Source organism: Nonomuraea lactucae (assembly GCF_003313395.1).
GTDB lineage: Bacteria > Actinomycetota > Actinomycetes > Streptosporangiales > Streptosporangiaceae > Nonomuraea > Nonomuraea lactucae.
Genome location: NZ_QNFZ01001052.1, coordinates 1 through 26,413 on the forward strand (window position 1 = coordinate 1; position 26,413 = coordinate 26,413).

Genomic DNA, 26,413 nt, shown 5'->3' on the forward strand with positions numbered 1-26,413 from the left:
CGCCGCACCAGCGCGCCCGCCTCGGCGGCGTCCAGCGTCAGCGCCGCCCGCGCCACCTCCACAGCACGTTCGAGGGACGGGCCGGGGCCGGCTTGCGGCACCTCCACGGCACGTTCGAGGGACGGGCCGGGGTCGGCGTGGGGCACCCGGCTCACACCCCGCTCATCGGGCGGGCGATGACGCTGCGCCGCTCCGGGTGGAAGCAGGCGTGCTCCTGCGGGACGCCCCGCGTCGCCCCGAGCGCGGGCCGCTCGCTCTCGCACCGCCCGGAGCGGAACGGGCAGCGGCGCGCGAACAGGCACCCGGTGTCCGGTTGCGACTCGTCCAGCGACTCGAGCGGCACCACCGGCTGCTCGCCGGGCCGCTCCAGCCCGTGCAGCACCGGGATGGCCGACAGCAGCGACTGCGTGTACGGGTGCACCGGGTCGGCGATGACCGTGTCGACGGGGCCGCGCTCGACCACCTGGCCCCGGTAGATGACGTACAGCTCGCCGTCGTCACCGATGTAGCGGGCGGTGGCCACGTCGTGGGTGATGAACAGCACGCTCACGCCCAGCCGCTCGCGCAGGTCCTTCAGCAGCGCCAGGATGCCCAGCCGGAGCGACACGTCGATCATCGAGACCGCCTCGTCGGCGACGAGCATCTCGGGGTCCACGGTCAGCGCCCGGGCGATGACGACCCGCTGCCGCATGCCGCCCGAGAGCTGGTGCGGGTAGCGCGACAGCACCGTCCCCGGGTCGAGCCCCACCAGCGACAGCACCTCGGCCGCCCGCTCGTCCATCCACTGCCGCGACCGCCCGGTCTGCCTGGCCCGCAGCGCCAGCGGCGCTCCCAGGGTCTGGTGGACCGTGCGGGTCGGGTTCAGGGCCGAGTAGGGGTCCTGGTGGATCATCTGGATCTTGCGGAAGTGCGGCTGGCGCTGCTTGGGCGTGAGCGGCGACATCGACGTGCCGTCGATGCCGATCTCGCCCTCGTCGTACGTCTCCAGCCCGGCGATGATCCGCCCGAGCGTGGTCTTGCCGCAGCCCGACTCCCCGATGAACGAGGCCGCCCCGCCCCTGGGGATGGCGAAGTCGACGCCGCGCAGCGCCCGCACCTCCCGGCCGCCGAGCACGTCGCCCCGCTGCCTGAAGGTCTTGGTGATGCCGTTCCCCGTGATCACGCGTGCTCCCTCACCTTCACCGCGTGGCAGGCCACGACCCTCGCCCCGTGTTCGGCGGCGGCCGGGTCGTCGGTGTCGCAGACGTCCATCCGCAGCGCGCAGCGCTCCCTGAACACGCAGCCCTCCTTCGGCACGGTGACCAGCGTCGGCGGGCGGCCGGGCAGCGCCCGCGCCTCGTCGATGTCGCCGGTCAGGCGGGGGATGGCCGTGATCAGGCCCCTGGTGTAGGGGTGGCTCGGCGCGCCCAGCACCTCACGGGTGGGGCCCTGCTCGACCAGCCGCCCGCCGTACATGACCGCGAGCCGGTCGGCCACCTCGGCGACCACGCCGATGTCGTGCGTGATGACCAGCGTGGTCAGCCCACGTTCGGCGTGCACCTCGCGGACGATCCTGAGGATGTTCGCCTGCGTGATCATGTCGAGCGCGGTGGTGGGCTCGTCGAGGACGACGAGGTGCGCGTTGAGCACCAGCGCCAGCATGATGCCGACCCGCTGCCGCATGCCGCCCGACAGCTCGTGCTGGTGCGAGTCGAGCACCCTGGCCCCGTCGAGGCCCATCCGGCCGAGCAGTTCCCTCGCCTCCCGGACCAGGCCGCGCAGGTCGTCCACGCCGTGCGAGCGGCCCAGGTCGAGCAGTTGTTTGCCGACCGTCTTGAGCGGGTTGAGTGAGTTCTGGGCCGCCTGGAACACGTAACCGATGTGCGCGCCCCTGGCCTTGCGCAGCCGTTCGCCCTCGAACCGGGCCACGTCGCCGAGCCCGTCGATCTCGACGCTGCCGGCGGCGATGCGGCCCGGCGGCTGCACCGCGTTCAGCAGCGACAGGGCCAGCGTGGACTTGCCGGACCCGGACTCGCCGACGATGCCGGTGATCGAGCCCGGCTCCAGGGTCAGGCTGACGTCGCGCACGGCCGGCAGCTCGCCCGCGGGGGTCCTGTAGACGACGGTCAGGCCGTCGATGCGCACGCCCGGCGCCTGCGCCGTTGCTGGATGGGCCACTGTTACTCCTCGCGCAGCCGGGGGTTGAAGATCTCGTCCATGGCGTCGACCACGAGCACGATGCCGAGCGTGAGCAGCAGGATCGCCAGCAGCGGCGCCAGCATGTACGGCAGCGCGGCGGTGGTGGTCATCGCGCCGCCGCCGAACACGGCCAGGTTGAGCATCACGCCCCAGTTGTCGGCCTCGTACGGCAGCACGCCCAGGAAGAACAGGCCGACCTGCGCGTAGACGGCCCCGGTGACCGCGATGAGCATGTTCATCGCGACGTAGGGGGCCATGCTCGGCAGCAGTTCCTTGCCCACGATGTGGGTGGTCGACAGGCCCAGCCCGCGGGCCGCCTCGATGAAGCCGCGCTCGCGCAGCGACAGCGTCTGCGCGCGCACGGCCCGGGCGACCGCGCCCCAGCCGAGCAGGCCGAGCAGCAGGCCCATCTCCACGGCGCTGCCGAACTTCCAGATGGTGGACAGCACGAGCAGCAGCGGCAGTCCGGGGATCGTCAGCTTCATGTCGGTCAGCCGCATGAGCGCGGTGTCCCACCGGCCCCGCCTGAAGCCGGCGAACAGCCCGATCGCCGCGCCGAGCACGACCGTGACGACCGCGGTGACCAGGGCGCTCAGCAGCACGTACCGGGAGCCCGTGACGACCAGAGCCACGACGTCGCGCCCCTGCCCGTCGGTGCCGAACCAGTGCTCGGCGCTCGGCTGCGCGTAGACGCCCGCAGCCAGGTCGCGGGGGAGGTGTTCGGGGTAGAACATGGGGCCGAAGACCGCCATGACGGCGAAGCCGAGCAGGATGACGGCCCCGGCCAGGCGGCTGGGCTTGCGCCTCATCACCCGCCAGACGCCGCGCCAGAAGTTGCGGCGCATGGTCGCCGACGTGGTCGAGCCCTCCAGGAGGACGCTCACGACACCTCCCCACCGGACCGCACCCGCGGGTCGATCACCGTGTAGAACAGGTCGGCGAGGATGTTCGCCACCACGATGGCCAGGGTGATCAGCAGGAACGCGCCGCCCATCAGAGCGTAGTCACGGTTGGTGACGCTCTCGAGGAGCAGGAAGCCGAGCCCCGGATAGTTGAAGATCTTCTCGATGAAGATGGCGCCGCCGAACAGCATGCCCAGCGACAGGGCCAGGATCGTGAACAGCGGCAGGATCGCGTTGCGCGCCACGTACCTGAAGACGATGGACCGTTTCAGGCCGCGCAGCTCGGCGGCGAGGATGAAGTCGTCGCCGAGGACGGTGACCACGCTCGACTTCATCGCCAGGGTCCAGCCGCCGTAGCTCGCCAGCGCGTAGGTGAGGACGGGCAGCGTGGCGTGCTCGATCAGCGAGCCGATGTAGCCGGCGTTGAAGCCCGGCTCGAAGAGGATGTCCGCGGTGCCGCCCGCCGGCAGCACGGCGAGGATCGTGGTGAAGATCGCCATCATGAGGAGCGCCAGCACGTACTGGGGCACGCCGTGCAGGAGCGAGCCGGAGATCGCCAGCAGGTCGCCCAGCTTGCCGGTGCGCTTGACGGCCGCGTAGACGCCCATGACGACGCCCAGCAGGAAGCTCAGCAGCGTGCCCGCCAGCACGGGTAGAACGGTCCACTTGGCGGCCTCGCCCAGCACCTCGGTCACGGGGGTGCCGGGATTGGTGACCGACACGCCCAGGTCGAAGGTGAACAGCCCGGCGATGTAGTCGGTGTACTGCTCCCAGAGGGTGCCCTTGGGCATGAAGCCGTACATCACGGTCGTGGCCCGCTCGGCGGCCTCCGGGGACATGCCCTGTTCCAGGAGCTTCTGGTATCTCGCGGCCATCGGGTCGCCGGGAATGTTCCGGATGATGAAGAAGCTGATCGTGGCGACCGCGAAGACCATGACGATCCCGCGGGCCGCGTGGCCCGCGAGCCGGCGTGCGATGATCGTCATGCTGTTACCGCTTCGCCTTCAGCAGGCCCTGCTGCATCCAGACGCCCGCGGGCCAGCGCAGCAGGTCGCTGTCCTCACCGGGCCAGCCGGTGAAGCGGCCGGTGTTGACGAACTGGGCGTTGACGTAGTCCCAGAGCTGGATGGCGGGCAGGTCCTGGTTCGCGGCCTTGGCCAGCTTGACCATGATCGGCTTGGCCTCCTCTGCTCCGACGTTGTTCAGCTTGCCGGTGAGCTCACCCGGGTTGATCTTGCCGATCCCTTCGACGTCGATCGTCTCGGCGCTGCCCATCCAGTTGCCGTCCTTGCCGGCGGGCGAGTGCCGGATCTTGCCGGCGACGTTGGTCCAGCCGTTGGAGGCGCCGTAGAGCCGCTGGTAGATGTCGTACGGTGCCGGGCCTAGCGCCAGCAGCCAGAAGCCCACGTCGTACTTGCCCGCCGCGATCTCCTCCAGGTAGAGGGGGTAGTCGGCGACGGTGACGACCTCGGCGTCCACGCCGTTCTCGATGAGCTGGCTCTTGATGTTCTCCTGCGCGGAGATCCAGTCGGAGAAGCCGGCCGGGGCGGTCATGGAGACCTTCCAGGGCGAGCCGTCGGGCAGCGCCCACCTGCCGTCCTTCTGCCGCAGCCCCGCCGCCTTGAACTCGGCCTCCGCCTTCGCCTTGTCGAACTTGTACGGCTCCAGCGTGCCCGCCTCGTCGCCCAGCCACTCGGCGGCCGGCCTCTGGTGGATGCCGGAGGTCGTCGCGGCCGGGGTGCCGCCCTCGGGGGAGGCCGTCTTGGTGACCTGCTCGCGGTCGATCAGGTAGGCCAGGCCCCGGCGCACGTGCACGTTGTCGTACGGCTTCTTGGACTGGTTGAAGGCCATGCCCACCGACACCGGCGAGAAGCCCCTGACGACCTGGGCGCCCGGAGCCTGCTTGATGCGGTTCATCACGTCGGTCGGGACCGCCGTGAAGCCGGAGTGGTCGAGCTTGCCGGCGATCAGGTAGTTCCAGATCTGCTCGTTGCCGGTGTAGTTGAGGAACTTCACCTGCGCCGGAGCGATCTTCGAGGCGTTGTAGAAGTTCTTGTTCCTGACCAGCAGCGCCTCGCCCGGGTTGACCCGCGCCAGCGTGAACGGGCCGCCGGAGACGTCCTTCTCCGGCCTGAAGGCGATGATCTTCTGGCCAAGCCCGGTGATCTCCTCACGGGCCTTGTCGGCCACGGGGCCGGTGCCCCGCGAGGCCTTCAGCTTGTCCCAGAAGTCGGCAGGCAGCACGCCGCCCCACACGTGGGCGGGCACCACGATGGTGTCCATGACGCCGCGGGCGAACTTGGCGCTCGGGTTGGACATGTCCTGGGTGACCTTGATGGTCGTCGGGTCGACGACGGTGACCTCGGCGGCGGCGCCGGCGGCGCCCGGCGTGATCGCGAACGCGGTGCTGCCCTGGGTGTAGGCGATGCCGATGGAGAGCTTGACGTCCTCGGCGGTCAGCGGCTTGCCGTCGGACCACTTGCCGTTCGGCGGCAGCTTGACGGTGATCGAGGAGTTGTCGGGCGCGATCTCCCAGCTGGTCGCGGCGCCGGGGTAGAAGACGTTGGGGTCGGTCAGGTGGTTCTTGGAGTAGGCCAGCCTGATCTCGTTGTATCCCCTGAAGACGTTGCCCTTGGGGTTGAACGGGTTGGCCGGGGCGTTGGCGTCGATGCCCGGCCGGGTCACGTCGATCGTGGTGAAGAGCCCGCCACCACCCGAACCGGACGGGTCGGTGGAACCACCGCTGCACGCTGTGCCCGTGGCCAGGCCCAGCAACGCAACAACCGCTGCTAGTCGCTTCATGTTCCGCTCCGGGGGATGTCGGGACGGTCGGGGTCTGAGGTTGACCGGACCTTACGTGCACGCGATTCCGTGCGTCAAATAATCTCCAGGGGTAGTTTGGCTAATGTAACTTTCCTTCATCGGTGCCCGCAATGGCGCTCGTCTCCATGCCGCGAATCTTTACCCGAGGGCGTCCCAGGGGGTGGCGTCGTAGTCCGCGGCGAGCCGCGCCCACTCGTCCTCGCCCACCTTCAGCTCGAGGTCGTCCACCCGGCCCACCGGCGTCACGCCCCAGGAGTTGGACAGGAACACCAGCGGGAAGGCGGCCAGGTCGGCGGCCCTGAGCGGCCGGCGCTCGAACGGCAGGCCGCCGCGCTCCAGCAGCCCCATCGCGATGCCGCGCAGCATCGGCGCGTCCGGCCAGACGATCCGCTCCCCGTCGAAGCAGCCGAGGTTGGCGATGCCCGCCTCGGAGATCAGTCCGCCGGGGCCGGTGAACAGCACCTCGTCGAAGCCCCCGGCCTCCGCCCGGCCTCGCAGGTAGGCCTGCGGGAACCCGCCCAGGTGCTTGATGTGCGGCAGGAACCGCTGGTAGGCGGCCGTCATCAGGGCGCGCGGCGGCCCCGGCCACCGGTGCGGGGACACGGCGGTGGCGATCACGTGGACGCCGTCCCGGTCCACGACGTACACCCGGACGCTCGCGTCCCGCGCGTCGCCGAGCGCCTCCCGGGCCGAGGCCAGCACCACGTCGAGGTCCAGGGGCACGCCGAACAGCTCGCCGGTGGCCGCGGTGAGCCTGGCGAGGTGCAGGTCGAGGCCCCGCACCCGGCCTCCTCTGACCTGCATCGCAGTGAAGTGCCCGTTTCGTCCGGCCACGGTGAGGCCGAGGTCCCCGGCGCCCGCGGGGCGCCCGTCGACGGCTACGCGATCGATCATGCCCTCCAGCGTACGGAGTCCGCCCTCTCGCCGGGCGCGCGGTCAGGAACCCAGGCGGGACATCGCCAGGGCGGCGTAGAGCGCGGCACCGTCCGGCAGCACCTCGTCGTCGAACATCGCCTCAGTGGAGTGGTTGTACGGCGCGGTCGCCGGGTCGCGGTCCGGCGGGCACGCGCCCAGGAACACGAACGCCCCCGGCACCGCCTCCAGCACGTACGAGAAGTCCTCCGCGCCGGTGTTGGGCTTCGGCGTGACGAAGAAGCGGCCGGGCCCGAACAGTTCCTCGGCCGTCCGCCCGGCGAAGTCCGCCTCGCCCGGGTCGTTCACCGTCACCGGGTAGCCCATGCCGAACGACGCCTCCACGCCCAGTCCGTGAGCGGCCGCGACCCCCTCCACCACCTCGACGAGCCGCCGCTTGACCAGCCTGCGGCTGTCCCTGCCGAACGTGCGGACCGTCGCCTCGAAGTACGCCTCGTCGGGGATCACGTTGTCGGCCGTGCCCGCGTGGAACTGGCCGACCGTGACCACCACCGGGTCGAACACGTCGAAGGTCCTGGTCACCATCGTCTGCAGCGCCGAGACCATCTCGCAGGCCGCCTGGATCGGGTCGCGCGCGCGGTGCGGGCTGGAGCCGTGGCCGCCGCGCCCCGTCACCGTCACCTGGAACACGTCGGCCGCCGCCATGACGGGGCCCCGCCGGGTGGCGAACAGGCCGGGCTGCAGCATCGAGGAGACGACGTGCATGCCGTACGCCGCGACGGGCCGGGCGCCGGCGGCGTCGAGCACGCCCTCGTCGATCATGTGCCGGGCGCCCTCGCAGCCCTCCTCGCCCGGCTGGAACATGAAGATCACATCGCCGGCCAGCTCCTCACGCCGGGAGCTCAGCAGGTGCGCGGCGCCCGCCAGCATCGTGGTGTGCAGGTCGTGACCGCACGCGTGCATGCGGCCCTCGACCATGGAGGCGTACGGCAGGTCGTTGCGCTCGGACACGGGCAGCGCGTCCATGTCGCCGCGCAGCAGCACCACGGGAGCGGCCGGGCCCTCGGGACGCCGGCCGCCGCGCAGCACGGCGGTGACCGAGCTCAGGGACCTGCCGGTCGTGATCTCCAGTGGCAGCCCGCCGAGCGCCTCCAGGACCTTCTCCTGCGTACGCGGCAGCGTGAGGCCGATCTCGGGCGTGGTGTGCAGCGAGCGGCGCAGCCGGACGAGCTCGTCGCGCATGTCCAGCGCGGATTCGGTGAGCGACATGATGACATTTCTTCACATGCTGGACGCGAAGTCGACCGGGCGCCGTCGGTACGATGACCGGGTGACCGAGCGTAAGCAGATCGATTATTGGCTGTCCGATATGGATGGGGTCATCGTCCACGAGGGGCGCCCGGTCCCCGGCGCCGACACCTTCATCAAGCGGCTCAGCGAGTCCGGCAAGCCGTTCAGGGTGCTGACGAACAACTCGATCTACACCCCCCGAGACCTGTCAGTGCGGCTGCACGCCGCCGGCCTGCACGTGCCCCCCGAGTCGATCTGGACGTCCGCGCTGGCCACCGCCGGTTTCCTCGACGACCAGCGGCCGGGCGGCTCCGCGTACGTGATCGGCGAGGCCGGGCTGACCACCGCGCTGCACGAGGTCGGCTACGTGCTCACCGACCTCGACCCCGACTACGTGGTGCTCGGCGAGACCCGCACCTACAGCTTCACCCAGATCACCCGCGCCATCCGGCTCGTCGAGAACGGCGCCCGCTTCATCGCCACGAACCCCGACCCGATCGGGCCGTCCACCGAGGGCTCGCTGCCCGCCTGCGGCGCCGTAGCCGCGATGATCACCAAGGCCACCGGCGTCGACCCCTACTTCGTCGGCAAGCCCAACCCGCGCATGATGCGCAGCGCGCTCAACGCGATCGACGGCCACAGCGAGACCACCGCGATGATCGGCGACCGCATGGACACCGACGTCGTCTGCGGCATGGAGGCCGGCCTTTACACGATCCTCGTGCTCACCGGCGTCACCCAGCCCCACCAGATCGAGCGCTTCCCCTACCGGCCCTCCCTCGTGGTCGACTCCGTCGCCGACCTCGTCGACCTGATCTGAACCTGACCCGGCCGAACCTGACCCGCTGAACCTGACAGGGGTTGGCAGGGATGGATGCGAGGCTGAAGCCATGACCCGTGTCTACCTGGAGATCGGCTCGAAGAAGGTCTTCGCCTGCTCGCTGGAGTGGCCCGGCTGGTGCCGGGCCGCCAAGGGCGAGGAGGCGGCCCTCGACATGCTCATGGAGTACGTGCCCCGCTACCGCGTCGTCGCCGCGCGGGCCGGGCTGGCGTTCGAGCCCGGCGAGCCCGAGGTGGCCGCCCGGGTGCCGGGCGACGCGACGACCGACTTCGGCGCCCCCCACGCCATCTGCGACCTCGACCGCGAGCCGGTCGGCGCGGCGGAGGGCGAACGCCAGGCGAAGGTGCTGCGGGCCGCCTGGGAGCTGTTCGACGACGTGGTGGCCGAGTCTCCGGAGGAGCTGCGCAAGGGGCCGCGCGGCGGCGGGCGCGACCTGACGAAGATCTACGATCACGTGGTGGAGGCCGAGCGGAGCTACGCCCGCCAGGTCGGCGTGCGGCACAAGCCGTACAGGAGCCGCGAGGACCGCGACGCGATGCGCGCGGAGCTGGCCGAGGTGCTGTCACGACCGTGGCAGCCGGGCGAGGAGCTCCGCTGGCCGCCCCGCTACGCCGCGCGCAGGCTCGCCTGGCACGTCATCGACCACATCTGGGAGATCGAGGACCGTCGCGAGTGACGATCGCTCCCCGCGCGGCATGGCCATGGCACCTTACGGGACCTCGATGACCTTCGGGTAGCCTCTAACCTACGGTCCCGTAGGCAAGGAGACGATGTATACATGGCGATGACTCAGACGGAGCTCCTGCACGAGCTCGAGCCCGTGGTCGCGGGGGAGCTCGACCGCCATCACACGATGGCCAAGGAGTGGTTCCCGCACGAGTACGTGCCGTGGAGCGAGGGCCGCGACTTCGACGGCGTCTACGGGGGAGAGGCCTGGCAGGAGAGCCAGAGCAAGCTGCCCGACGCCGCCCGCGTCTCGCTCATCGTCAACCTGCTGACCGAGGACAACCTGCCCAGCTACCACCACGAGATCGCCACCACGTTCGGCCGTGACGGCGCGTGGGGCACGTGGGTGCACCGCTGGACCGCCGAGGAGGGCCGGCACGGCGTCGCGATCCGCGACTACCTGACGGTGACGCGGGCGGTCGACCCGGTCGCGCTGGAACGTGCCCGCATGGTGCACATGGAGAACGGCTTCGCCACCGAATACGGCACCATGCTGCAGCAGCTGGCGTACGTCTCCTTCCAGGAACTGGCCACCCGCATCGCGCATCGCAACACCGGCAGGGCCTCGGGCGACGAGGGCTGCGAGCGGCTGCTGGCCCGCATCGCCGCCGACGAGAACCTCCACATGCTCTTCTACCGAAACCTGCTCAAGGCGGCCTTCGAGCTCGACCCCAACCAGACCATGCGGGCCGTGACCGACGTGGTGACCACGTTCCAGATGCCCGGGGCGAGTATCGAGGGCTTCACCCGCAAGGCCATGATCATCGCGAACGAGGGCATCTACGACCTGCGCCTCCACCTCGACGAGGTGCTCATGCCGGTGCTGAAGCAGTGGGCGGTCTTCGACAAGACCGGGCTGGACGCCGAGGGCGAACGGGCCCGCGAGGAGCTGTCGGGGTTCCTGGCCAGGACCGAGGCGACGGCCGCCAAGTTCGTCGCGCGCCGCGAGGAGCGCCGCGCCCGCGCCGCCGCCCTGCGCTGACCCCGTTCGCGCCGGTCGGACCGGGTTTGTCGGACCGGGTTCGGTCGGGGGCGCGTCGCGCCGCGAGCCTGCGCGCCTTTGGTGCGCAGGCGCTCACGGGATGGCTGGTTGCCGGGATCGTCATGGTGCGGTGTCGAGCGCCAGGTACTTGGTGGAGAGGTACTCGCTGATGCCCTCGAAACCCCCCTCCCTGCCCAGACCCGACTGCTTGATCCCGCCGAACGGGGCGGCCGCGTTGGAGACCAGGCCTCGATTCAGCCCGACCATGCCGGTTTCCAGGCGCTCGGCGACCCGGACTGCGCGATCCAGAGAGGCGGTGTAGAGGTAGGCGACGAGCCCGGACCCTGTGTCGTTGGCCATCGCCAGGGCCGTCTTCTCGCCGGAGAACGTGGAGATGGGGGCCACTGGACCGAAGATCTCCTCTTGGTTGACGCGCGCGGAGGCGGGGACATCGGCCAGTACGGTGGCGGGGAAGAACGCGCCGTGCGCTGCCCCGCCGGTGAGCGCACGGGCACCGCGGGAGACGGCGTCGTCCACCAGCCCGGCGACGCGGTCGCGCTGAACGGTGTTGATCAACGGTCCGAGTTCGGAAGCGGGATCGGTGCCCGGGGCCAGGCGTACCCGGCTCATCCGCTCGGCGAGCAGTGCGGCGAACTCCTCCGCCACCGGCTCCTCGACCAGGAAGCGGTTGGCCGCCACGCACGACTGACCTCCGTTGCGGAGCTTGGCCAGCATCGCGCCTTGGACCGCCGCCTCCAGGTCGGCGTCGGCGAAGACCAGGAACGGGGCGTTCCCGCCGAGCTCCATCGAGGTGCGAAGCACGTTGCCCGACGCCTGTGCCAGCAGCGACCGCCCCACCTCGGTGGAGCCGGTGAACGACAGCTTGCGCAACCGCGGGTCGGCCAGCAGCGGCTCGACCAGCGGTGCTGGACGGCTCGTCGGCAGCACGTTCACCACCCCGGGCGGCAGGCCGACGTCCGCGAGCACCTGGGCGAGAAGGAGGCAGGACAGCGGGGTGTCCTCGGCCGGCTTGACCAGCGCCGTGCATCCCGCGGCCAGCGCGGGCCCGATCTTCCGCGTGATCATCGCGAGGGGGAAGTTCCACGGTGAGATGAGCAGGCAGGGCCCGACCGGTTGTCGGGTGGTGATCACGCGGAAGTCGCCTCCGGGGCTCATCCGGTACTCCCCGGAGACCCGCACAGCCTCCTCGGCGAACCACTGGAGGAAATCGGCGGCGTAGCTCACTTCGGCGCGGGACTCGGCCAGCGGCTTGCCCATCTCCCGGGTGATGAGCAGCGCGAACTCCTCACCCCTCGAGAGCAACTCCTCGCGCGCCCGGCGCAGAACGCCGGCTCGTTCCTTGGGCGGTGTCGCGGCCCAGGCGTCCTGCGCGGCGACGGCCGCGTCCAGCGCCACCGCGCCGTCGCCGGGGCCGGCGTCGGCCACCTCGGCCAGCAGCTCTCCCGTGGCCGGGTCGGTCACGGGGAATCGCCGGAGGGTCTCCCGCCACTTGCCGTCGATGAAGCATCCGGTGGGTGTCATGATTCCTTCAGGGACGCGGTGATCAGCGTGCGGAGCTCCGCCTGGCTCGGCAGCCGCGGGGTGTTGGCGGTCACCGGGTCGGCGAGCGCGACCCTGGCCAGGTCGCCGGCCATCGCGGGAGTGCAGCCCAGTTCCGCCGGCGTCGTCCGGACCCCGACCTGGTCGACGAACTCCCGAACCGCCTCGATCATCGCCCGGCCGTCGGCCCGGCCAAGGCCGAGGTCCAGTGCGATGTCCGCATACTGCTCGGCACACGTCTGCAGGTTGAACTCGAGCACCGCTCCCAGCACCGAGGCCAGTGCCAGGCCGTGCGCGGCGCCGGTGCGGGCGGTGATGGCGTGAGCGATGCCGTGGACAAGACCGAGCCCGGAGATGCCGAGCGCCCGCCCGGCAAGGTGAGAGCCGAGCAGGAGCTGTCCCCTGGCCTCCAGATCGGTGCCGTCCTTGACGGCGTGGGGCAGCCAGCGGAAGACGAGCTTGACCGCGTGGTGCGCGTACGCCTCAGAGACGGGGTTGCGTCCGCGTGAGGTGAGCGACTCGATGCCGTGCACCAGCGCGTCCACTCCGGTCGCGGCGGTTGCCCGCGGAGGCAGGCCGATGGTGAGTGCGGGATCCAGGATGGAGATCACCGGCTGGGTGGAGGCGTTGCCGAGGTAGATCTTGCATGCGGCGGCCGTGTCCTCGATGACGCCGAACCCGTTGCTCTCGGCGCCGGTGCCGGCCGTGGTGGGGACGGCGACGATGGGCAGCCCCGGCCGTAGGCCTTCTTTGCGGTAGTCCAGGTCGGTCACGTCCACGCCGGGATTGGCCGCCGCGAGGGCGACCGCCTTGGCGGCGTCGAGGCTTGAGCCACCCCCGACCGCGACGACGGCCGCGTCCCCGTAGGAGCGGGCCGCCCGGGCGGCCCGCTCGATGGTCGTGGTGGACGGGTTGGGCTCGACCTCGGCGAACACGCCGGCGCTGGGCAAGAGAGCCAGCACCTCGTCAAGGATGCCCGCGGTGCGGATGCCGGGGTCGGTGACCACGAAGGCGCGGGTCTTCCCCGTCGTGGCGACGGCCGCGGGCAACTCGCCCAATGATCCCTCGCCGCAGTGGACCAGCCCGACAGGGGCGATGGTGAACGTCATCGGGTCCCTCCGGTGCGCAGCTCGACTCCGGCGAGGTCTTCGTACAGCCGCATGGGGCTCATCTCCCCGGCCAGGTCGCCGTAGCGGGCTCGCCCGCGCCGGTAGATCTGTTCGACGAGGGCCGACAGCTCGACGGGCACGCCGACGTCGCGACCGACGTCCACGGCGAGGCCGAGATCCTTGCAGGCCAGGGCCATGGCGAAGGAGTCGTCGTAGTCTCCGTGGCGCAGCACGCTGAGCACGTCGTTGGCGAGGAAGTTGCTGCATGCCGGGCTGGCGGCAAGGGAGGTGCGCAGCGTCTCCAGGTCCACGCCCGCCTTCATGCCCATCGTGAGCACCTCGGTGGTCGCCACGAGGTGGGTGAACCAGAGCAGGTTGATCATCAGCTTGACGGTGTATCCGGCGCCCTCCGGGCCCACGTGGAAGATCCTCTCCGGGTCTCCCATCGCTTCCAGAACCGGCCGGTGCCGCTGGTAGAGCTCGGCGGGGCCGCCGACGAAGATCTGCAGCGTCCCGGCGATCGCCCCCTTGGCCATGCCGCTTACCGGTGCGTCCAGCTTGGGAACGTCGAACCGGCGCGCCGTGTCGGGGGCGGAGGTGGACATGTCGATCCAGGTCGTCCCTTCGGGAGGCGTGACCTGCCGCATCACTGCCTCGACCTGCCGCGGGCCAGGCAGCATAGTGATCAGGGTGTCGCTCTGGGCGGCGCAGTCGGCCGCCGACGCGGTCCAGGTGGCGCCCAGGCTGACGTGCTCGGCGGCGGCTTCGCGCCGCACGTCGTACACGGTCAGTTCGTAGCCGGCCTTGATGAGGTTGAGGGCCATCGGGCCGCCCATGTTGCCGAGGCCGATGAAGCCGATGTTCATAGCTGGATCCAAGTCGTCTTGAGTGCGGAGTAGGCGTCGAGCGCGTGCAGGCTCTTGTCCCTGCCGGTACCGGTGTCCTTGAAGCCGCCGAAGGGGGTGATGACGTCGCTGACGTCGAAGGTGTTGACCCAGACGGTGCCGGCGCGCAGCCGCCTGGCGACGTGGTGCGCCCGGGTGACGTCGCTGGTCCACACGCTCGCCGCGAGACCGTAGCGGGTGTCGTTGGCCAGCCGTACCGCCTCCTCCTCGCCGGAGCAGGTGATCACGGACAGGACGGGGCCGAAGATCTCCTCCTGGGCGATGCGCATGTCGTTGCGGACGCCGTCGAAGATGGTCGGTTGCATGTACAGGCCGTCCGCGTGGCCCCCGGTGATCAGCCGTGCGCCTTCGGCGCGGCCGAGCTCGACATAGCCGAGCACGCGCTCCGCTTGGGCCTGGTCCACGAGCGGGCCCATGGTGGTGGCCTCGTCCAGCGGGTCGCCGACTGTGAAGGAGACCTTCAGCACGGCGTCGAGCAACTCGTCCTTGACACGTTCGGAGACGATCACACGGGAACCCGCGTTGCAGGTCTGGCCGGCGTTGTAGAAGATTCCCCACGCGATCGCAGACGCGGCGGCCTCGATGTCCGCGACGTCGTCGAGAACGACCTGAGGGGACTTGCCGCCCGCCTCGATCGAGACGGCCTTGCCGTTCGACTGGGCGGCGTAGCCGAGGAAGAGACGCCCGACTTCCGGAGAGCCGGTAAAGGCGATCTTGTCTACGCCGGGATGGCGGCCCAGTGCGGCGCCGGCGGTCGGGCCGTGCCCGGTGACGACGTTGAGCACGCCGTCCGGCAGGCCGGCCTCGGCCGCGAGGCGGGCCATGAGCAGGGCGGACAGAGGCGACTGCTCGGCCGGCTTCAGCACCACGCTGTTGCCCATGGCGAGCGCGGGCGCGATCTTCCAGGCAGAGATGATCATTGGGTAGTTCCACGGGACCACCGCGCCGACCACCCCCAGCGGCTCCCTGGTGACCAGCGCGAGGGCGCCGGGCCCCGCCGGGGCGATCTCGTCGTAGGTCTTGTCGATCGCCTCGCCGTACCACTGCAGGCAGGTCGCGGCGCCCTCGACGTCCACCCGCCGCGACTCGCTGATGGGCTTGCCGACATCGAGCGTCTCGAGCCGAGCCAGTTCCTCGCGGTTCTCGCGCATCAGGTCGGCGAAGCGCAGCATGATCCTTTTGCGTTCGCGCGGCGGCAGGTCACGCCAGCGCCCGTCGTCGAAGGCCCGACGCCCGGCCTTGACGGCCCGATCGACGTCCTCGGCGTCGCCGGAGGGTACGGTGGCGAGCACGGCGCCGTCCCGCGGGCTCACATCCTCGAAGGTCTTCCTTGACGCGGCCTCGACGTACGTCCCGTCGATGAACATCAGATCTTCCACCGGTTCACCGCCTCCTCGTCCAGCGTCGCTCCCAGGCCGGGGGCGTCGGGCACCTCGATGTAGCCGTCGGGGGTGACGTCCACGGGCTGTGTGAGCATGAAGTCGCGCCGCACCGGCGTCCAGCCGGGCGGGTCGTAGGGAAACTCGAAGTAGGGTCCGCCGCCCACCCCGGCCGTCACGTGCAGGTTCGCGAGCACCCCGATGCCGTTGGTCCAGCTGTGCGGGGTGAACATGCGGTGCCGCAGCTGGGCGACCTCGGCGATGGTGCGGGCGCGGTGCATGCCGACGGCCAGCACGACGTCCATCTGGTATACGTCGAGTGCGTCGTGTTCGAGGTAGCCGAGCAGGTCACTGGTAGAGGGCAGCATCTCGCCGGCCGCGATCCGGACGCCCGTCTCCGCGCGCAGCGTGCGCAGCCCTGCCATGTCCTGGTACGGCAGGGGCTCCTCCACCCAGAACACCCCCAGCTCGCCGAGCCGTTCGACGGTCCTGCGGACGGTGGCGAAGTCGAGGGCGGGCTCGACGTCTCCGGCCATCCGCCACGCCTGGTTGAGGTCGACCATGATCTCGAAGTGGGGGCCGAGCGCGTCCCTGACCATGGCGACCGTGTGGATGCCCACGTCGAGCCCGGTACGGTCGATGCGGATCTTCATCGCGCCGAAACCGCGCTCGCGGGCCGCCAGCGCCGATTCCACGCGCTCGGCGGGGCTCTTCAGCTCGCCGCTGGAGGCGTAGGCGCGCACCCGCTTGTGCACGTTGCCGAACAGGGTGGCGACGGGCAGCCCGGCCACCTTGCCGACGATGTCCCAGAGCGCGACCTCCAGCGGCCAGTAGCGGCCCGAGTGGAAGTTCATCGTCTCGATCGTGCGGACGTGGCGGATGATGTCGAGCGGGTCGGAGCCGAGAAACAGGTGCTCGAACGCCTCGAAACCGTCCATCGTGTCGCCCGAGCCTACGCCGACGATGCCCTCGTCGGTCTCGACGCGCACGATTGTCGCGTCGAAGTGGCCGCGTGGCACGGGGTCCCAGGCCGCGCGGAAGGGCGGGTCGAGCACGAGGCGGAGCCGGTCCAGCCGAATGTTGGTGATCTTCATGGGGTGTAGAAGGGGTTGGCGGGGCTGTGCCGGGCGGCCAGCACCTCGTCGAGCGCGGGGGGCTGGTTGACGAGGGCGTTGCGGGTGGCGGCGCGGTTGTTGGCGTAGATGGCGTCGGCGTCCTTCGCCTCGGGGTTCACCCATACGGCGGCGATCAGGACGTGCTCCTCCTCGATGTCGCCCTCCGCGAGGGCGTCGGCGACTCCAGCCGCGACGCCCGCCTGAGCGGCGCCCCAGGTCAGCGTGGCATGCCTGTCGTGGGCGATCGGCGCCTTGTTGACGAACAGCGTCAACGGCCTGACCGGCAGGCTCGGCCGCAGCACGGCGACGAAGGGGGTGTGCCCATGGCTGGGCGTCGCGAGCGCGGTGGCCCAGGCGGTGCCGACAGGACCTTCGCGCTCGCCCAGCACGGTGTTGACGTGCGCGGCGTCGGCGCCCTCGCCGACGAAACTCTCTCCGATGCGCATCACTTGAGCAGTCCTTCCTGCGCGAGCCAGTCCTGAGCCACGTCCGCCGGATCCTCGCCGTCCACGTCGACCTGTGCGTTGAGCCCCTGCATGACCTCGGTGGTCAGCTTCTGGGAGAGCGGCGCCAAGATCTCGGCGATCTTCGGGTGCTTGCTCAGCGTGTCGGTCTTGATCGTCGGAGCGCCCTGGTAGACGGGGAAGAACTTCTTGTCGTCCTCCAGCACCGTCAGTCCGAGGGCCTTGACGCGCCCGTCGGTGGTGAAGACCTCACCGAAGGTGCACGTCTGGCCCTTGTCGGTCTCGGTGTAGATGACGCCTGTGTCCAGCAACTTGACGTTGTCCTCGGGGACGTCCACCCCGTACGCCTTGAGCAGGCCGGGCAGACCGTCGTTGCGGGCGGCGAACTCGCTCTCCACGCAGATGGTGGCCTGGGAGGGCGGCACCTTGGCGAGGTCCGACAGCGACTTGACGCCCAGCTCGGCGGCCTTCTCCTTGCTCAGCGCCAGAGCATAGGTGTTGTTGAACGGCGCGCCGGGCAGCCAGGTGATGCCGTTGGTCGCCTTGTCGGCCTTGGCCACGGCGTCGTACTGCTGGGCGGCGTCGCTGATCGGCTCGTCGTTGCCCAGGTAGGTGATCCAGGCGGTGCCGGTGTACTCCCAATAGAGCTGGATCTCACCGGCCTCCAGCGCCTTGCGGGTGTTGGCCGAGCCTTTGACCTCCTTGGTCTCCACCGAGGCGCCGGACCCCCGCAGGAGCCCGGCGGTGAGGTGGGCGAGGATGTTCTGCTCGGCGAAGTCCTTGGCGCCGATGGTGAGCTTGACCCCGTCGAGGGGGGCGCGCTCAGCCGCCGCGGGAGACGTACTGGATGACGAGCCGCACGCGGCAACGGTCAGTAGCAGGCCCGCGGTGAGGACGAACGGTTTGAACGATGGTCTGCGCATCGGTTGCTCCATCAGATGCCTTGGGGACGGACGTACTTCTCTGCCAGCCCGGCGAGCCAGTCCAGGCCGAGGGCGATGACGGCGGTCAGGACGCCGCCGGTGACGAGGATCGAGGTGCGCTGCAGCTTGATGCCGGCGACGACGATGTCGCCGAGCCCGCCCGCGTTGATGAACGTCGCCACCGTGGCGATGCCGACGCAGATGACGATGGTGGTGCGCAGTCCGGCCATGACCACGGGCACCGCCAGTGGGAGCTCCAGTCTGCGCAGGATCTGCCGGCGGCTCATCCCCATGCCCCGGCCCGCCTCCAGCAGCGCGGAGTCGACCTGCTGGATGCCGGCGATCGTGTTGCGCAGTACGGGCAGGGTGGCGTGGAACACCAGGGTGACAATGGCGATCTTGGTGCCGATGCCGAACAGGATCGACAGCAGCACCAGCACGCCGAGGGCGGGTGCGGCCTGTCCGACGTTGGCCACGGCCATCACCCAGGGCGTCAGCCAGCGCGCGAACGGCCGGGTGAGGAGCACACCGATCGGGATCGCGATCACCACGACGATGGAGGTGGAGATCGCGGTCAGCGTCAGGTGGGCCAGCGTGGCGTCGCGGATGGAGGCGGCGCTGAGCACCCTGGCCTCCATGCTGTCGAGCTGCTGCGTGGAGAGCCACAGATACAGGAGGACCAGCGCCGCGGCGAGCACGAGTGGGGTGCCGAGGTTGTAGCTCCTGCTCTTGCGGGTAGCCCCGCCGAAGGCGCCGCTGAGGGTGTCAACGGCCATGGTCGTCTCCCAGCAATCCGCAGATGGTTTCGAAATCCACGGCCTTCCCACCGTCGACGGCCACCTGAGCCGTGCCCCACCGAATCATCAGATCAAGGACGTCGCGGGCGCTGCCGCCCTTGTCCAGAGTGGGCAGGCCGTTCGCCACGTTGAGCGGCTTGCCCGGCAGCCGTTCGGCCGGGATGAGCGCCAGCCTCTTGATCGCTGTCGCGGATCCGGCGAAGCTCGCGACATAGTCGTCGGCGGGGGTGGCGAGGATGCGTTCCGGCGTGTCGTACTGCGCGATGCGCGAGCGTTCCTCGAGCACGGCGATACGGTCCCCTAGCTTGACCGCCTCGTCGAAGTCGTGGGTGACGAAGACGATCGTCTTGCGCAGTTCGGCCTGCAGCCGCAGGAACTCGTTCTGCAACCGTTCCCTGGTGATGGGGTCGGTGGCGCCGAACGGTTCGTCCATGAGCATCACCGGCGGGTCGGCGGCGAGCGCCCTGGCCACTCCGACGCGCTGCTGCTGCCCCCCGGACAGCTGCCGTGGGTAGCGGTCGCGGTAGGCCACGGGGTCGAGCCCCACCAGCTCGAGCAGTTCGTCGGCCCGCCTGCGACTCCTGGTCTTGTCCCAGCCGAGCAGCCCGGGGACGAGCTGGATGTTCTCGGAGATCGTCATGTGCGGAAACAGACCGATCTGCTGGATGACGTAGCCGATGTGGCGGCGCAGCTCGTTCGGCTCGATGCTCATCACGTCGGTGCCGCCGAGGAGGATCCGCCCGGACGTGGGCTCGATCAGCCGGTTGATCATCTTCATGGTGGTGGTCTTGCCGCAGCCGGACGGGCCGACGAAGACCACCAGCTCACCGGCGGCGATGTCGAGGGTGACCCCGTCGACCGCCGGGAGGGGCTGGCCGTCGTACTGCTTGGTCACGTTGACGAGCTTGATGTCAGACACGAAGCCCCCTGGGGGTGGTGACACGGCGGAGGCCGACGAAGGCGAAATCGAAGGCGAGGGCGAGCAGGACGACCCCGGCGGTGCCGGCGATCGCCTTGTTGAGCGCGTTGGCCGAGCCGAGTCCGGCCAGGCCGGACAGGATCTCGTTGCCGAGCCCGGGGCCGGCGACGTAGGCGGCGATCGTGGCGATGGCGAACAGCATCTGGGTCGAGACCCGGACGCCGGTGAGGATGATCGGCCAGGCCAGCGGGAGCTGGACGCGCCACACCGTCTGCCGGCCGGTCAGTCCCATGCCTCTGGCCGACTCCAGGACCGCGAGGTCCACGCTGCGCAGCCCGGTGACCGTGTTGCGGATGATCGGCAGCAGCGAGTAGACGACCAGGGCCACGATCGTGGGAGCCCAGCCGAGCCCGAGCAGCGGGATGAGCAGCGCGAGCAGCGCGAGCGAGGGAATGGTGAGCAAGGCCGCGGAGACCGAGATGGCCACTCCGCTCGCGCGTGCGCTGCGCCACGTCAGAACGCCGACGAGCACCCCGATCGCGGTGGCGAGCAGAACGGACAGCGCCACCACCGCGGCGTGCTGGGCCGCCTGTTCGAGCAGGTCGTCCCACCGGCGTTCCAGGTATCTGGAAAAGTCCATTTCCCCTCCCTGGTTGATGTCGCTGACGTTAAATGTGTGCAAACCTTGATTGCAACACCTGTTGCTCATATGGCACCTTGGAGAGGGATGTCCAGAACCAACTCGTCCGGCCTCCGCCGCGACCTCGAACTCATCGACGTGCTTGCGCAGCACGGAGAGCTGGGCGTCACGCGCGTGGCCCAACTCGTCAGGCGAGAGAAGACCCAGGTCTCCAGGGCACTCGCGTCACTGGCCGAGGAGGGCCTGGTCGAGCGGGATCCCGACACGCAGGGATACCGGCTCGGCTGGCGGCTCTACGCACTGGCCGCGCGCACCGGCGAGGCGCACCTGGTCGCGACCGCGGGGCCGTATCTGCGGAGGCTGGTCGGCCAGATGCACGAGACCGCCCACCTGTGCGTCCTGCGCGGCGGCGACGTCCTCACCCTACTCAGCGAATCGCCCTCACACGCCTTCCGCGGCGTGGGCTGGGAGGGCGTCAGCGTCGCCGTCCCGGCGACCTCGGCCGGCCGCGTGCTCATCTCGGACTGGGAACCGGCCGTGGTCCGCGACTGGTTCCCCCCCGAACGCCTCACCGCAGCGGGGGCGGTCAAGTTCGGCGACACCGACGCGCTGCTGAAAGAGATCGCGCGCATCAAGGCCCGCGGCTACGCCACGGTGGACGAGGAGTTCGAGGTCGGCGTCGTCGGCTGCTCGGCCCCCGTGCGCGACTTCCGTGGGCGCATCATCGCCGCGATCAACGTGGCCGCCCCCAAGGGACGACTCGGCGACAAGCTCGACGCCGCCGGCCGCCTCACCGCCCGGATCGCCACCGAGCTGACAGCCCGCCTGTCGAACCCTCCAGCAGGGGTGCCCGGCCCCTGATCGGCCACTCGGTACTCCGCCACCAGCGCCAGCACGCCCAACGCGACCATGGCCGCCGCGCCGTAGGGGGGACCGCTGGACACGGCCTGCGCCCTGGGCGCTCCCGCGCCGTTCCGCTCCGCCGCCGGTGGCCCTGCCTCGCCTTCGCGCTCACGCTGCCGGCCGCGCTGGTCTCGGGCCTGGAAGTCGCAGCGCTCGTCGTGCCCTACACGGTCGCCACCGCAACCGCGGCCGACTGCTCCCGGCCGGCCTGGCGGTGCTGCTGGCCGTGTGCCTGGTCAATCCATTCGTGCTGGTGGAGATCGGCGAGGCGCGCGAGCACGAACGTGAGCTCGTCGCCCAAACAGTGGTGGCCAGGGAACGGGCCCAGCTCGCAAGGGAGATGCACGACATGGTCTCCCACTGGGTCAGCCTCATCGCCGTGCAGGCGGGCGCGCTGCAGACGAACGCGGCCGACCGCGCGACGGGCGAGGCGGCCGCCACGGTCCGGCGCCTGAGCGTGCGCACCCTGGACGACGCCACCGTGCAGGTCCTGGGCGACGACACGCATCTGGGCGTCACGATCACCAAGGGTGGCGGCTTCCGGGTGCACCTCCGGCTCGATATCCGGATGCCCGATGTCGACGGCCTGACCCTGTTGCGCGAGATCCGCCCGGCTCGGTTCCGCCCGCCGGAGCTCTCCCGACCAGTGCGGAACCGGTGACAACAGCGACGCGCCCGCGCATGGGATGTTGAGACGGCAATCGCGGCCCCGTCTTGACCTCGGGATGGTCTTGGACATCCACGACATCGGGCAGGTTCCCGACTACGGGTGCCAGATCGAGACCCTTGGGGAGTAGAGGGTGAGAATCATCGGGATCGCCGCCAGCCTCCACTCAGGGTCCTTCATCACCAAGCTGCTCGACGCGGCGGGCGCGGAACTGCCGCCGGGCGTGGAATTCACCCGCTGGACCGGCTTCGCCAACGTGCCGCCGTTCGTGGCCGGGCCGGTGCCTGACCCGGCGATCGAGCTGCTCCAGCTGGTCCACGGGGCGGACGGGCTGCTGCTGACGGCTCCCGAGCACAGCCTGCTGCCCGTCGAGCTCGGCCACACGCTGCGCTGGATGTCGGCGGGCGGCGCGCTGACGGGCAAGCACGTGGCGGTGATGAGCGCCAGCGTACGGGCGTGCGGCGCCATGTGGGCGCAGGCGGAGCTGTTCAAGCAGCTCATCCACGCCGGAGCCGTAGCGATGGGCGCCGAGCTGGTGATCTCACCGGTCTGCCCGCACTTCGACGACCAGGGCCGGCTGACCGCCCGCTACCTGCGCGACCAGGTGCGGGCCGTGGTCCGGCAGCTGTGCCCCGCCCCGGTCAGGGAGCCCGCCTTCTCCGCCTGACCGGGCCCCACCGGTCCGAGCGGCGGAATCCGCCTCTCTCCTGAGGCGTTTCTCCTGAGGCGTGACGGAAATGCCGTTGCCCGCCGTACGGGGGTCCTCGATACGGTGGACGTCACAGCCTGGAGAGAAGGGAGCACGCCGCCATGCCCGGCCCGCTGGTCGTCAACGAATCGGTCGTCATCCCTGACGCCGAGCTGGTCTGGCGGTTCTCGCGTTCCTCCGGCCCGGGCGGCCAGGGCGTCAACACGACCGACAGCAGGGTGGAGCTCAGCTTCGACGTGGCGGCCACCACGGCCCTGCCGCCGTCGCTCAAGGCCCGCGCCCTCGACCGGCTCGGCTCCGCCACCATCACGATCGCGGCCTCCGAGCACCGCTCCCAGCTGCGCAACCGGGAGGCCGCCGCGCAGCGCCTCGCCCAGCGGCTGCGCGAGGCGATCGCGCCGCCCCCGAAGCGCCGCCGCCCCACCAAACCCGGCCGCGGTGCCGTCGAGCGCCGCATCGCGACGAAGAAGCACCGCTCCGACCTCAAGCGCCTGCGCCGCGATCCCTGACGTCGAGCACCCTCCTCGCCGGGATCCGGAGTGCGGATCCGCTGGTTTGTCAGGCGGATGAAAGCGGCGCATGCCACCATCGCCTGGAATCTGCGGGCCTAGTGGGGAGGCGCTGTGGCGGGCATCGTCGGCGTGCACGGAATCGGCAAGTACGACTACTACGTCAACGCCGGCGACTCGGCGGCGGGGGCGGCGGAGGCGATGCGGCTGAAATGGGACCGCTACCTCCACGCGGCGCTCGGCGGCGAGCCCAGGGCGTACATCAGCGAGGTCGCCTACTACTCCCATCTTCTGCGTGATGACGGGCCGCGGGAGGGCGCGAGGCCGTTCGCCTCCGTGGAGGCGTCGGCTCACCAGGTGCTCGCCGGCTGGGCCAGGCACCTCGGCGTGGGCGAGCACGTCACCGGGGCGCTCAAGTCCTTCACGGGCTGGGTGATGAGCAGGCTCGACAGCCGGTCGGTGGTGTTCGCGGAGCTGTTCGCGCCGGAGGTGGCGGCCTACCTCACCGACCCGGGCAGGCGCGACAGGTCCCGCCGGGCGGTCGCCGACGCCGTACGCAGGAACCGGCCGCGCGTCGTGCTCGCCCACTCGCTCGGCAGCGTCGTCGCTTACGAGGCGCTCTGGTCCGACCCCGCGCTGAAGGTGGACCTGCTCCTGACCGTGGGCAGCCCGCTCGGGATGCGCGACGTGGTCTTCGAACGCCTCCTGCCCGCACCCGTCAACGGCCGCGGCGCGCGTCCGCCCGGCGTCCGCCGGTGGGTCAACATCGCCGACAAGGACGACATCGCCGCCATCCCGCCCGAGCTGTGCGACAGCTTCACCGGGGTGGACTGCGAGGAGCTGGTCAACCTCGACTGGATCGACTTCCACACCGCCGAGAAGTATCTGGGCTGCCCGGCGCTCGGCCCTCATCTGCGACCATTCCTCACATGAGGTGGATCGCCTTCGACTACGGCAACGTCCTGTCCCTCCCGCAGCCGGACGCCGACTTCGAGGCCATGGCCCGCGCGGCCGGGGCCGATCCCGAGGCGTTCAGGGCCGGCTACTGGAAGCACCGCCTCGACTTCGACCGCGCCGCCCTCACCGCCGGCGGCTACTGGTCGGCGGTGCTGGGCAGGGCCGTCGGCGGCGGGGAGGCCGAGCGGCTCACCGCCATGGACGTCGCGAGCTGGTCCCACCCGGACGAGGGCACGGTGGCGTTGCTCGGCGAGCTGGCGGCCGGGGGAGCGGGCGTGGCGCTGCTGTCCAACGCGCCCGCCGTCATGGCCGACGGTCTCGACCGGCTGCCCTGGATCGCCGCCATCCCGCACCGCGTCTACAGCGGCAGGATCGGACTGGTCAAGCCGGACAGGGAGATCTACGACCACCTCGCCCGCGAGCTGGGCGCCGACCCGGCGGACGTCGTCTTCGTCGACGACCGCCCCGAGAACGTCGCGAGCGCCCTGCGCGCGGGGATGGCCGGGATCCGCTTCACCACCGCCACGGCCCTCCGCGACGCCCTCATCCCTTGAGGAAGAGGACGACTGACGCTGTTCACCTGGCCTTGACTCCCCTGTCATGGCCGGGCCAGCCGAGCCGGACATATCTGGAGCGTGGACCGCAGATCCTTCCTCGCGGCGGCCGCCGCCGGCCTGCTCATCCCGGCCGAGACGCTTCCCACCGGTACCCTCTCCACCCTCGCCTCCCCGGCCCGCGCCTCCAGGGCGCTCAAGGGCGACCCGTTCACGCTCGGCGTCGCCTCCGGTGACCCGTCCGCGGACGGGTTCGTGCTCTGGACCCGCCTCGCCCTCGACCCGCTGGGCGGCGACGGGCGCGGCGGCATGCCCGCGCGCGACGTCGACGTCGACTGGCAGGTCGCCACCGACGAGCGCTTCTCGTCGATCGTCAGATCCGGTACGGCGACCGCCCGGCCGCGGAACGCGCACAGCGTGCACGTCGAGCTCGGCGGCCTGGAGCCGGGCCGGGTGTACCACTACCGGTTCAGGAGCCAGGGCAGGGTCTCGCCCGCCGGCCGCACCATGACGACGCCGGCGGGGGAACGGCCGCTGACGTTCGCCGTGGCCGCGTGCGCGCACTACGAGCACGGCTTCTACACCGCCTACCGGCGGCTGGCAGAGGAGCAGCCGGACCTCGTGGTCTTCCTCGGCGACTACCTCTACGAGTACGGCCCGAGCGGCTACACCGCGCTCGCCGGGCGGGTGCGCACCCACACGCCGGGCAAGTGCGCCACCCTGGCCGACTACCGGCTCCGGCACGCCCAGTACAAGAGCGACCCCGACCTCCAGCACGCGCACGCCACGGCGCCGTGGCTGGTGGCCTTCGACGACCACGAGGTGGAGAACAACTGGGCCGGGCCCGTCTCCAGCACGGGCGCCCCGGCCTTCGACCGCCGCCGGGCCGACGCCTTCCGCGCCTACTACGAGAACATGCCGCTGCGCCGCGCCAGCGTCCAGGGGGCGGTGCTCCGGGTCAACCGGCGCGTCTCCTGGGGCACGCTGGCGCGCTTCCACCTGCTCGACACCCGCCAGTTCCGCGACGACCAGGCCTGCCTCGACGGCGTGCGCGCCGGCTGCGACGAGCGGCTCGCCGAGAAGCGGACCCTGCTCGGGGCCGGCCAGTGGCACTGGCTGGAGAGCGGGCTGCGCGGCTCCGGCGCCCGCTGGAACCTGCTCGGCCAGCAGATCCTCATGACCCATCGCGACTACAAGGCGGGCCCCGGCCGCGAGGTGAACCTCGACTCCTGGGACGGCTACGCCTCCGAACGCACCCGCCTCCTCGGCTCGCTCGCGGCCACCTCCAACCCGGTCGTGCTGACCGGCGACGCCCACATGCACCACCTGGCCGACCTCAAGGCCGACTTCGACGACCCGGACTCCCCTGTGGTCGCCCGCGAGCTGGTGACCTCGTCCATCGCCAGCGACGGCGACGGCTACCGGGACAAGGCGTGGATCTCCGAGTCGCTCTCGGAGAACCCGCACATCTCCTACATCGACCAGCGGCGCGGCTACATCCTGGCCCGGCTCACCCGCGACGACCTCTCGGTCTCGTACCGGACGCTCGACTACATCTCCCGCCGGGGCGCCCGCGCGAGGACCGCGCACCGGGTCACCATCCCGTCCGCGGCCCAGGCGCGCGCCTGACCGCCCCACCGCCGGCGCCCTCCCCCGACCGGGGAGGGCGCCTGCCGTCCGCATGGGAG

The 26,413-nt window shown here is 70.7% G+C and carries 27 protein-coding genes; 10 read left to right on the top strand and 17 right to left on the bottom strand.

What is annotated here, in order from left to right:
• Positions 1-151: 151 nt before the first annotated feature.
• The 7 genes from DQW85_RS40630 to DQW85_RS40660 form a co-directional block, all read right to left on the bottom strand.
• Positions 152-1,162 carry an ABC transporter ATP-binding protein gene (locus DQW85_RS40630; protein ID WP_113705055.1) on the bottom strand — a complete coding sequence of 337 codons (1,011 nt, stop codon included), beginning with the start codon at positions 1,160-1,162 and terminating at the stop codon, positions 152-154.
• Complete coding sequence (locus DQW85_RS40635; protein ID WP_240197745.1) at positions 1,159-2,157, bottom strand: ABC transporter ATP-binding protein; 999 nt, start codon at positions 2,155-2,157, stop codon at positions 1,159-1,161. Before DQW85_RS40635 ends, DQW85_RS40630 begins: the two co-directional genes overlap by 4 nt.
• Before the next feature lie 2 nt (positions 2,158-2,159).
• On the bottom strand, positions 2,160-3,062 hold the full coding sequence (locus DQW85_RS40640) for an ABC transporter permease (protein ID WP_240197746.1): 903 nt from the start codon (positions 3,060-3,062) through the stop codon (positions 2,160-2,162).
• Complete coding sequence (locus tag DQW85_RS40645; protein ID WP_113705056.1) at positions 3,059-4,066, bottom strand: ABC transporter permease; 1,008 nt, start codon at positions 4,064-4,066, stop codon at positions 3,059-3,061. Before DQW85_RS40645 ends, DQW85_RS40640 begins: the two co-directional genes overlap by 4 nt.
• Before the next feature lie 4 nt (positions 4,067-4,070).
• Positions 4,071-5,882 carry an ABC transporter substrate-binding protein gene (locus DQW85_RS40650; protein ID WP_113705057.1) on the bottom strand — a complete coding sequence of 604 codons (1,812 nt, stop codon included), beginning with the start codon at positions 5,880-5,882 and terminating at the stop codon, positions 4,071-4,073.
• A 159-nt stretch (positions 5,883-6,041) separates the two neighbouring features.
• Positions 6,042-6,797, bottom strand: coding sequence for an aminotransferase class IV (locus tag DQW85_RS40655; protein WP_113705058.1), 756 nt, complete (start codon positions 6,795-6,797; stop codon positions 6,042-6,044).
• Positions 6,798-6,839: 42 nt separating this feature from the next.
• A complete protein-coding gene (locus DQW85_RS40660; protein ID WP_113705059.1) occupies positions 6,840-8,045 on the bottom strand; it encodes a M20 metallopeptidase family protein in 1,206 nt (401 codons plus the stop codon).
• Positions 8,046-8,145: 100 nt separating this feature from the next.
• Between DQW85_RS40660 and DQW85_RS40665 the strand changes: the two genes are divergently transcribed.
• The 3 genes from DQW85_RS40665 (at position 8,146) to DQW85_RS40675 (ending at position 10,615) form a co-directional block, all read left to right on the top strand.
• On the top strand, positions 8,146-8,886 hold the full coding sequence (locus DQW85_RS40665; RefSeq protein WP_420819218.1) for an HAD-IIA family hydrolase: 741 nt from the start codon (positions 8,146-8,148) through the stop codon (positions 8,884-8,886).
• A 70-nt stretch (positions 8,887-8,956) separates the two neighbouring features.
• Positions 8,957-9,583, top strand: a complete 627-nt coding sequence (locus tag DQW85_RS40670) for a hypothetical protein (protein ID WP_113705060.1) — start codon at positions 8,957-8,959, stop codon at positions 9,581-9,583.
• Between the two features lie 102 nt (positions 9,584-9,685).
• Positions 9,686-10,615: an acyl-ACP desaturase gene (locus DQW85_RS40675; protein ID WP_113705061.1), complete on the top strand. Its 930-nt coding sequence runs from the start codon at positions 9,686-9,688 to the stop codon at positions 10,613-10,615.
• A gap of 120 nt (positions 10,616-10,735) precedes the next feature.
• Here the strand turns inward: DQW85_RS40675 and DQW85_RS40680 are convergent, their stop codons facing one another.
• The 10 genes from DQW85_RS40680 to DQW85_RS40725 are packed head-to-tail and all read right to left on the bottom strand — an operon-like array spanning position 10,736 to position 20,426.
• The gene (locus DQW85_RS40680) at positions 10,736-12,157 is read right to left on the bottom strand and encodes an NAD-dependent succinate-semialdehyde dehydrogenase (protein ID WP_113705062.1); all 1,422 of its coding nucleotides are present in this window, start codon (positions 12,155-12,157) and stop codon (positions 10,736-10,738) included.
• Positions 12,154-13,284, bottom strand: coding sequence for an iron-containing alcohol dehydrogenase family protein (locus DQW85_RS40685; protein WP_113705063.1), 1,131 nt, complete (start codon positions 13,282-13,284; stop codon positions 12,154-12,156). Before DQW85_RS40685 ends, DQW85_RS40680 begins: the two co-directional genes overlap by 4 nt.
• Entirely contained in the window at positions 13,281-14,150 is an 870-nt protein-coding gene (locus DQW85_RS40690) for an NAD(P)-dependent oxidoreductase (protein WP_113705064.1), read from the bottom strand. Before DQW85_RS40690 ends, DQW85_RS40685 begins: the two co-directional genes overlap by 4 nt.
• Complete coding sequence (locus tag DQW85_RS40695; protein WP_240197747.1) at positions 14,147-15,568, bottom strand: aldehyde dehydrogenase; 1,422 nt, start codon at positions 15,566-15,568, stop codon at positions 14,147-14,149. Before DQW85_RS40695 ends, DQW85_RS40690 begins: the two co-directional genes overlap by 4 nt.
• Positions 15,556-16,662 carry a mandelate racemase/muconate lactonizing enzyme family protein gene (locus tag DQW85_RS40700; RefSeq protein WP_113705066.1) on the bottom strand — a complete coding sequence of 369 codons (1,107 nt, stop codon included), beginning with the start codon at positions 16,660-16,662 and terminating at the stop codon, positions 15,556-15,558. The genes DQW85_RS40695 and DQW85_RS40700 overlap by 13 nt, the downstream gene beginning before the upstream one ends.
• Entirely contained in the window at positions 16,659-17,129 is a 471-nt protein-coding gene (gene fae / locus DQW85_RS40705; RefSeq protein WP_113705067.1) for a formaldehyde-activating enzyme, read from the bottom strand. Before fae ends, DQW85_RS40700 begins: the two co-directional genes overlap by 4 nt.
• A complete protein-coding gene (locus DQW85_RS40710) occupies positions 17,129-18,070 on the bottom strand; it encodes a glycine betaine ABC transporter substrate-binding protein (RefSeq protein ID WP_113705068.1) in 942 nt (313 codons plus the stop codon). The genes fae and DQW85_RS40710 overlap by 1 nt, the downstream gene beginning before the upstream one ends.
• A gap of 11 nt (positions 18,071-18,081) precedes the next feature.
• Entirely contained in the window at positions 18,082-18,846 is a 765-nt protein-coding gene (locus DQW85_RS40715; protein WP_113705069.1) for an ABC transporter permease, read from the bottom strand.
• Entirely contained in the window at positions 18,836-19,786 is a 951-nt protein-coding gene (locus tag DQW85_RS40720) for an ABC transporter ATP-binding protein (protein ID WP_275888304.1), read from the bottom strand. The genes DQW85_RS40715 and DQW85_RS40720 overlap by 11 nt, the downstream gene beginning before the upstream one ends.
• Positions 19,779-20,426: an ABC transporter permease gene (locus DQW85_RS40725; protein WP_113705071.1), complete on the bottom strand. Its 648-nt coding sequence runs from the start codon at positions 20,424-20,426 to the stop codon at positions 19,779-19,781. Before DQW85_RS40725 ends, DQW85_RS40720 begins: the two co-directional genes overlap by 8 nt.
• Positions 20,427-20,513: 87 nt before the next feature.
• On the opposite strand from DQW85_RS40725, the gene DQW85_RS40730 reads away from it, so the two are divergent.
• The 7 genes from DQW85_RS40730 to DQW85_RS40760 all read left to right on the top strand — a co-directional run bounded on the left by DQW85_RS40730 (position 20,514) and on the right by DQW85_RS40760 (position 26,354).
• Entirely contained in the window at positions 20,514-21,287 is a 774-nt protein-coding gene (locus DQW85_RS40730; RefSeq protein WP_205315789.1) for an IclR family transcriptional regulator, read from the top strand.
• Positions 21,288-21,543: 256 nt separating this feature from the next.
• On the top strand, positions 21,544-21,990 hold the full coding sequence (locus DQW85_RS46250; protein ID WP_240197748.1) for a histidine kinase: 447 nt from the start codon (positions 21,544-21,546) through the stop codon (positions 21,988-21,990).
• Between the two features lie 139 nt (positions 21,991-22,129).
• A complete protein-coding gene (locus DQW85_RS40740) occupies positions 22,130-22,663 on the top strand; it encodes an NADPH-dependent FMN reductase (RefSeq protein ID WP_113705074.1) in 534 nt (177 codons plus the stop codon).
• Between the two features lie 143 nt (positions 22,664-22,806).
• On the top strand, positions 22,807-23,214 hold the full coding sequence (gene arfB, locus DQW85_RS40745) for an alternative ribosome rescue aminoacyl-tRNA hydrolase ArfB (RefSeq protein ID WP_113705075.1): 408 nt from the start codon (positions 22,807-22,809) through the stop codon (positions 23,212-23,214).
• A gap of 114 nt (positions 23,215-23,328) precedes the next feature.
• Positions 23,329-24,147: a hypothetical protein gene (locus DQW85_RS40750; protein WP_113705076.1), complete on the top strand. Its 819-nt coding sequence runs from the start codon at positions 23,329-23,331 to the stop codon at positions 24,145-24,147.
• On the top strand, positions 24,144-24,725 hold the full coding sequence (locus DQW85_RS40755) for an HAD family hydrolase (RefSeq protein ID WP_113705077.1): 582 nt from the start codon (positions 24,144-24,146) through the stop codon (positions 24,723-24,725). Before DQW85_RS40750 ends, DQW85_RS40755 begins: the two co-directional genes overlap by 4 nt.
• Before the next feature lie 81 nt (positions 24,726-24,806).
• Positions 24,807-26,354, top strand: coding sequence for an alkaline phosphatase D family protein (locus DQW85_RS40760; RefSeq protein ID WP_113705078.1), 1,548 nt, complete (start codon positions 24,807-24,809; stop codon positions 26,352-26,354).
• The last annotated feature ends 59 nt before the right edge of the window (positions 26,355-26,413 follow it).

Excerpts from the sequence above, each read along its gene's own strand:
- DQW85_RS40690 (WP_113705064.1), bottom strand. The coding sequence starts at position 14,150 with ATGAACATCGGCTTCATCGGCCTCGGCAACATGGGCGGCCCGATGGCC.
- DQW85_RS40650 (WP_113705057.1), bottom strand. The coding sequence starts at position 5,882 with ATGAAGCGACTAGCAGCGGTTGTTGCGTTGCTGGGCCTGGCCACGGGC.
- arfB (WP_113705075.1), top strand. The coding sequence starts at position 22,807 with ATGCCCGGCCCGCTGGTCGTCAACGAATCGGTCGTCATCCCTGACGCC.
- DQW85_RS40710 (WP_113705068.1), bottom strand. The coding sequence starts at position 18,070 with ATGCGCAGACCATCGTTCAAACCGTTCGTCCTCACCGCGGGCCTGCTA.
- DQW85_RS40660 (WP_113705059.1), bottom strand. The coding sequence starts at position 8,045 with ATGTCGCTCACCGAATCCGCGCTGGACATGCGCGACGAGCTCGTCCGG.
- DQW85_RS40655 (WP_113705058.1), bottom strand. The coding sequence starts at position 6,797 with ATGATCGATCGCGTAGCCGTCGACGGGCGCCCCGCGGGCGCCGGGGAC.
- DQW85_RS40730 (WP_205315789.1), top strand. The coding sequence starts at position 20,514 with ATGTCCAGAACCAACTCGTCCGGCCTCCGCCGCGACCTCGAACTCATC.
- DQW85_RS40665 (WP_420819218.1), top strand. The coding sequence starts at position 8,146 with ATGGATGGGGTCATCGTCCACGAGGGGCGCCCGGTCCCCGGCGCCGAC.
- DQW85_RS40725 (WP_113705071.1), bottom strand. The coding sequence starts at position 20,426 with ATGGACTTTTCCAGATACCTGGAACGCCGGTGGGACGACCTGCTCGAA.
- DQW85_RS40670 (WP_113705060.1), top strand. The coding sequence starts at position 8,957 with ATGACCCGTGTCTACCTGGAGATCGGCTCGAAGAAGGTCTTCGCCTGC.
- DQW85_RS40700 (WP_113705066.1), bottom strand. The coding sequence starts at position 16,662 with ATGAAGATCACCAACATTCGGCTGGACCGGCTCCGCCTCGTGCTCGAC.
- DQW85_RS40755 (WP_113705077.1), top strand. The coding sequence starts at position 24,144 with ATGAGGTGGATCGCCTTCGACTACGGCAACGTCCTGTCCCTCCCGCAG.
- DQW85_RS40715 (WP_113705069.1), bottom strand. The coding sequence starts at position 18,846 with ATGGCCGTTGACACCCTCAGCGGCGCCTTCGGCGGGGCTACCCGCAAG.
- DQW85_RS40680 (WP_113705062.1), bottom strand. The coding sequence starts at position 12,157 with ATGACACCCACCGGATGCTTCATCGACGGCAAGTGGCGGGAGACCCTC.
- fae (WP_113705067.1), bottom strand. The coding sequence starts at position 17,129 with ATGCGCATCGGAGAGAGTTTCGTCGGCGAGGGCGCCGACGCCGCGCAC.
- DQW85_RS40685 (WP_113705063.1), bottom strand. The coding sequence starts at position 13,284 with ATGACGTTCACCATCGCCCCTGTCGGGCTGGTCCACTGCGGCGAGGGA.
- DQW85_RS40675 (WP_113705061.1), top strand. The coding sequence starts at position 9,686 with ATGGCGATGACTCAGACGGAGCTCCTGCACGAGCTCGAGCCCGTGGTC.
- DQW85_RS40645 (WP_113705056.1), bottom strand. The coding sequence starts at position 4,066 with ATGACGATCATCGCACGCCGGCTCGCGGGCCACGCGGCCCGCGGGATC.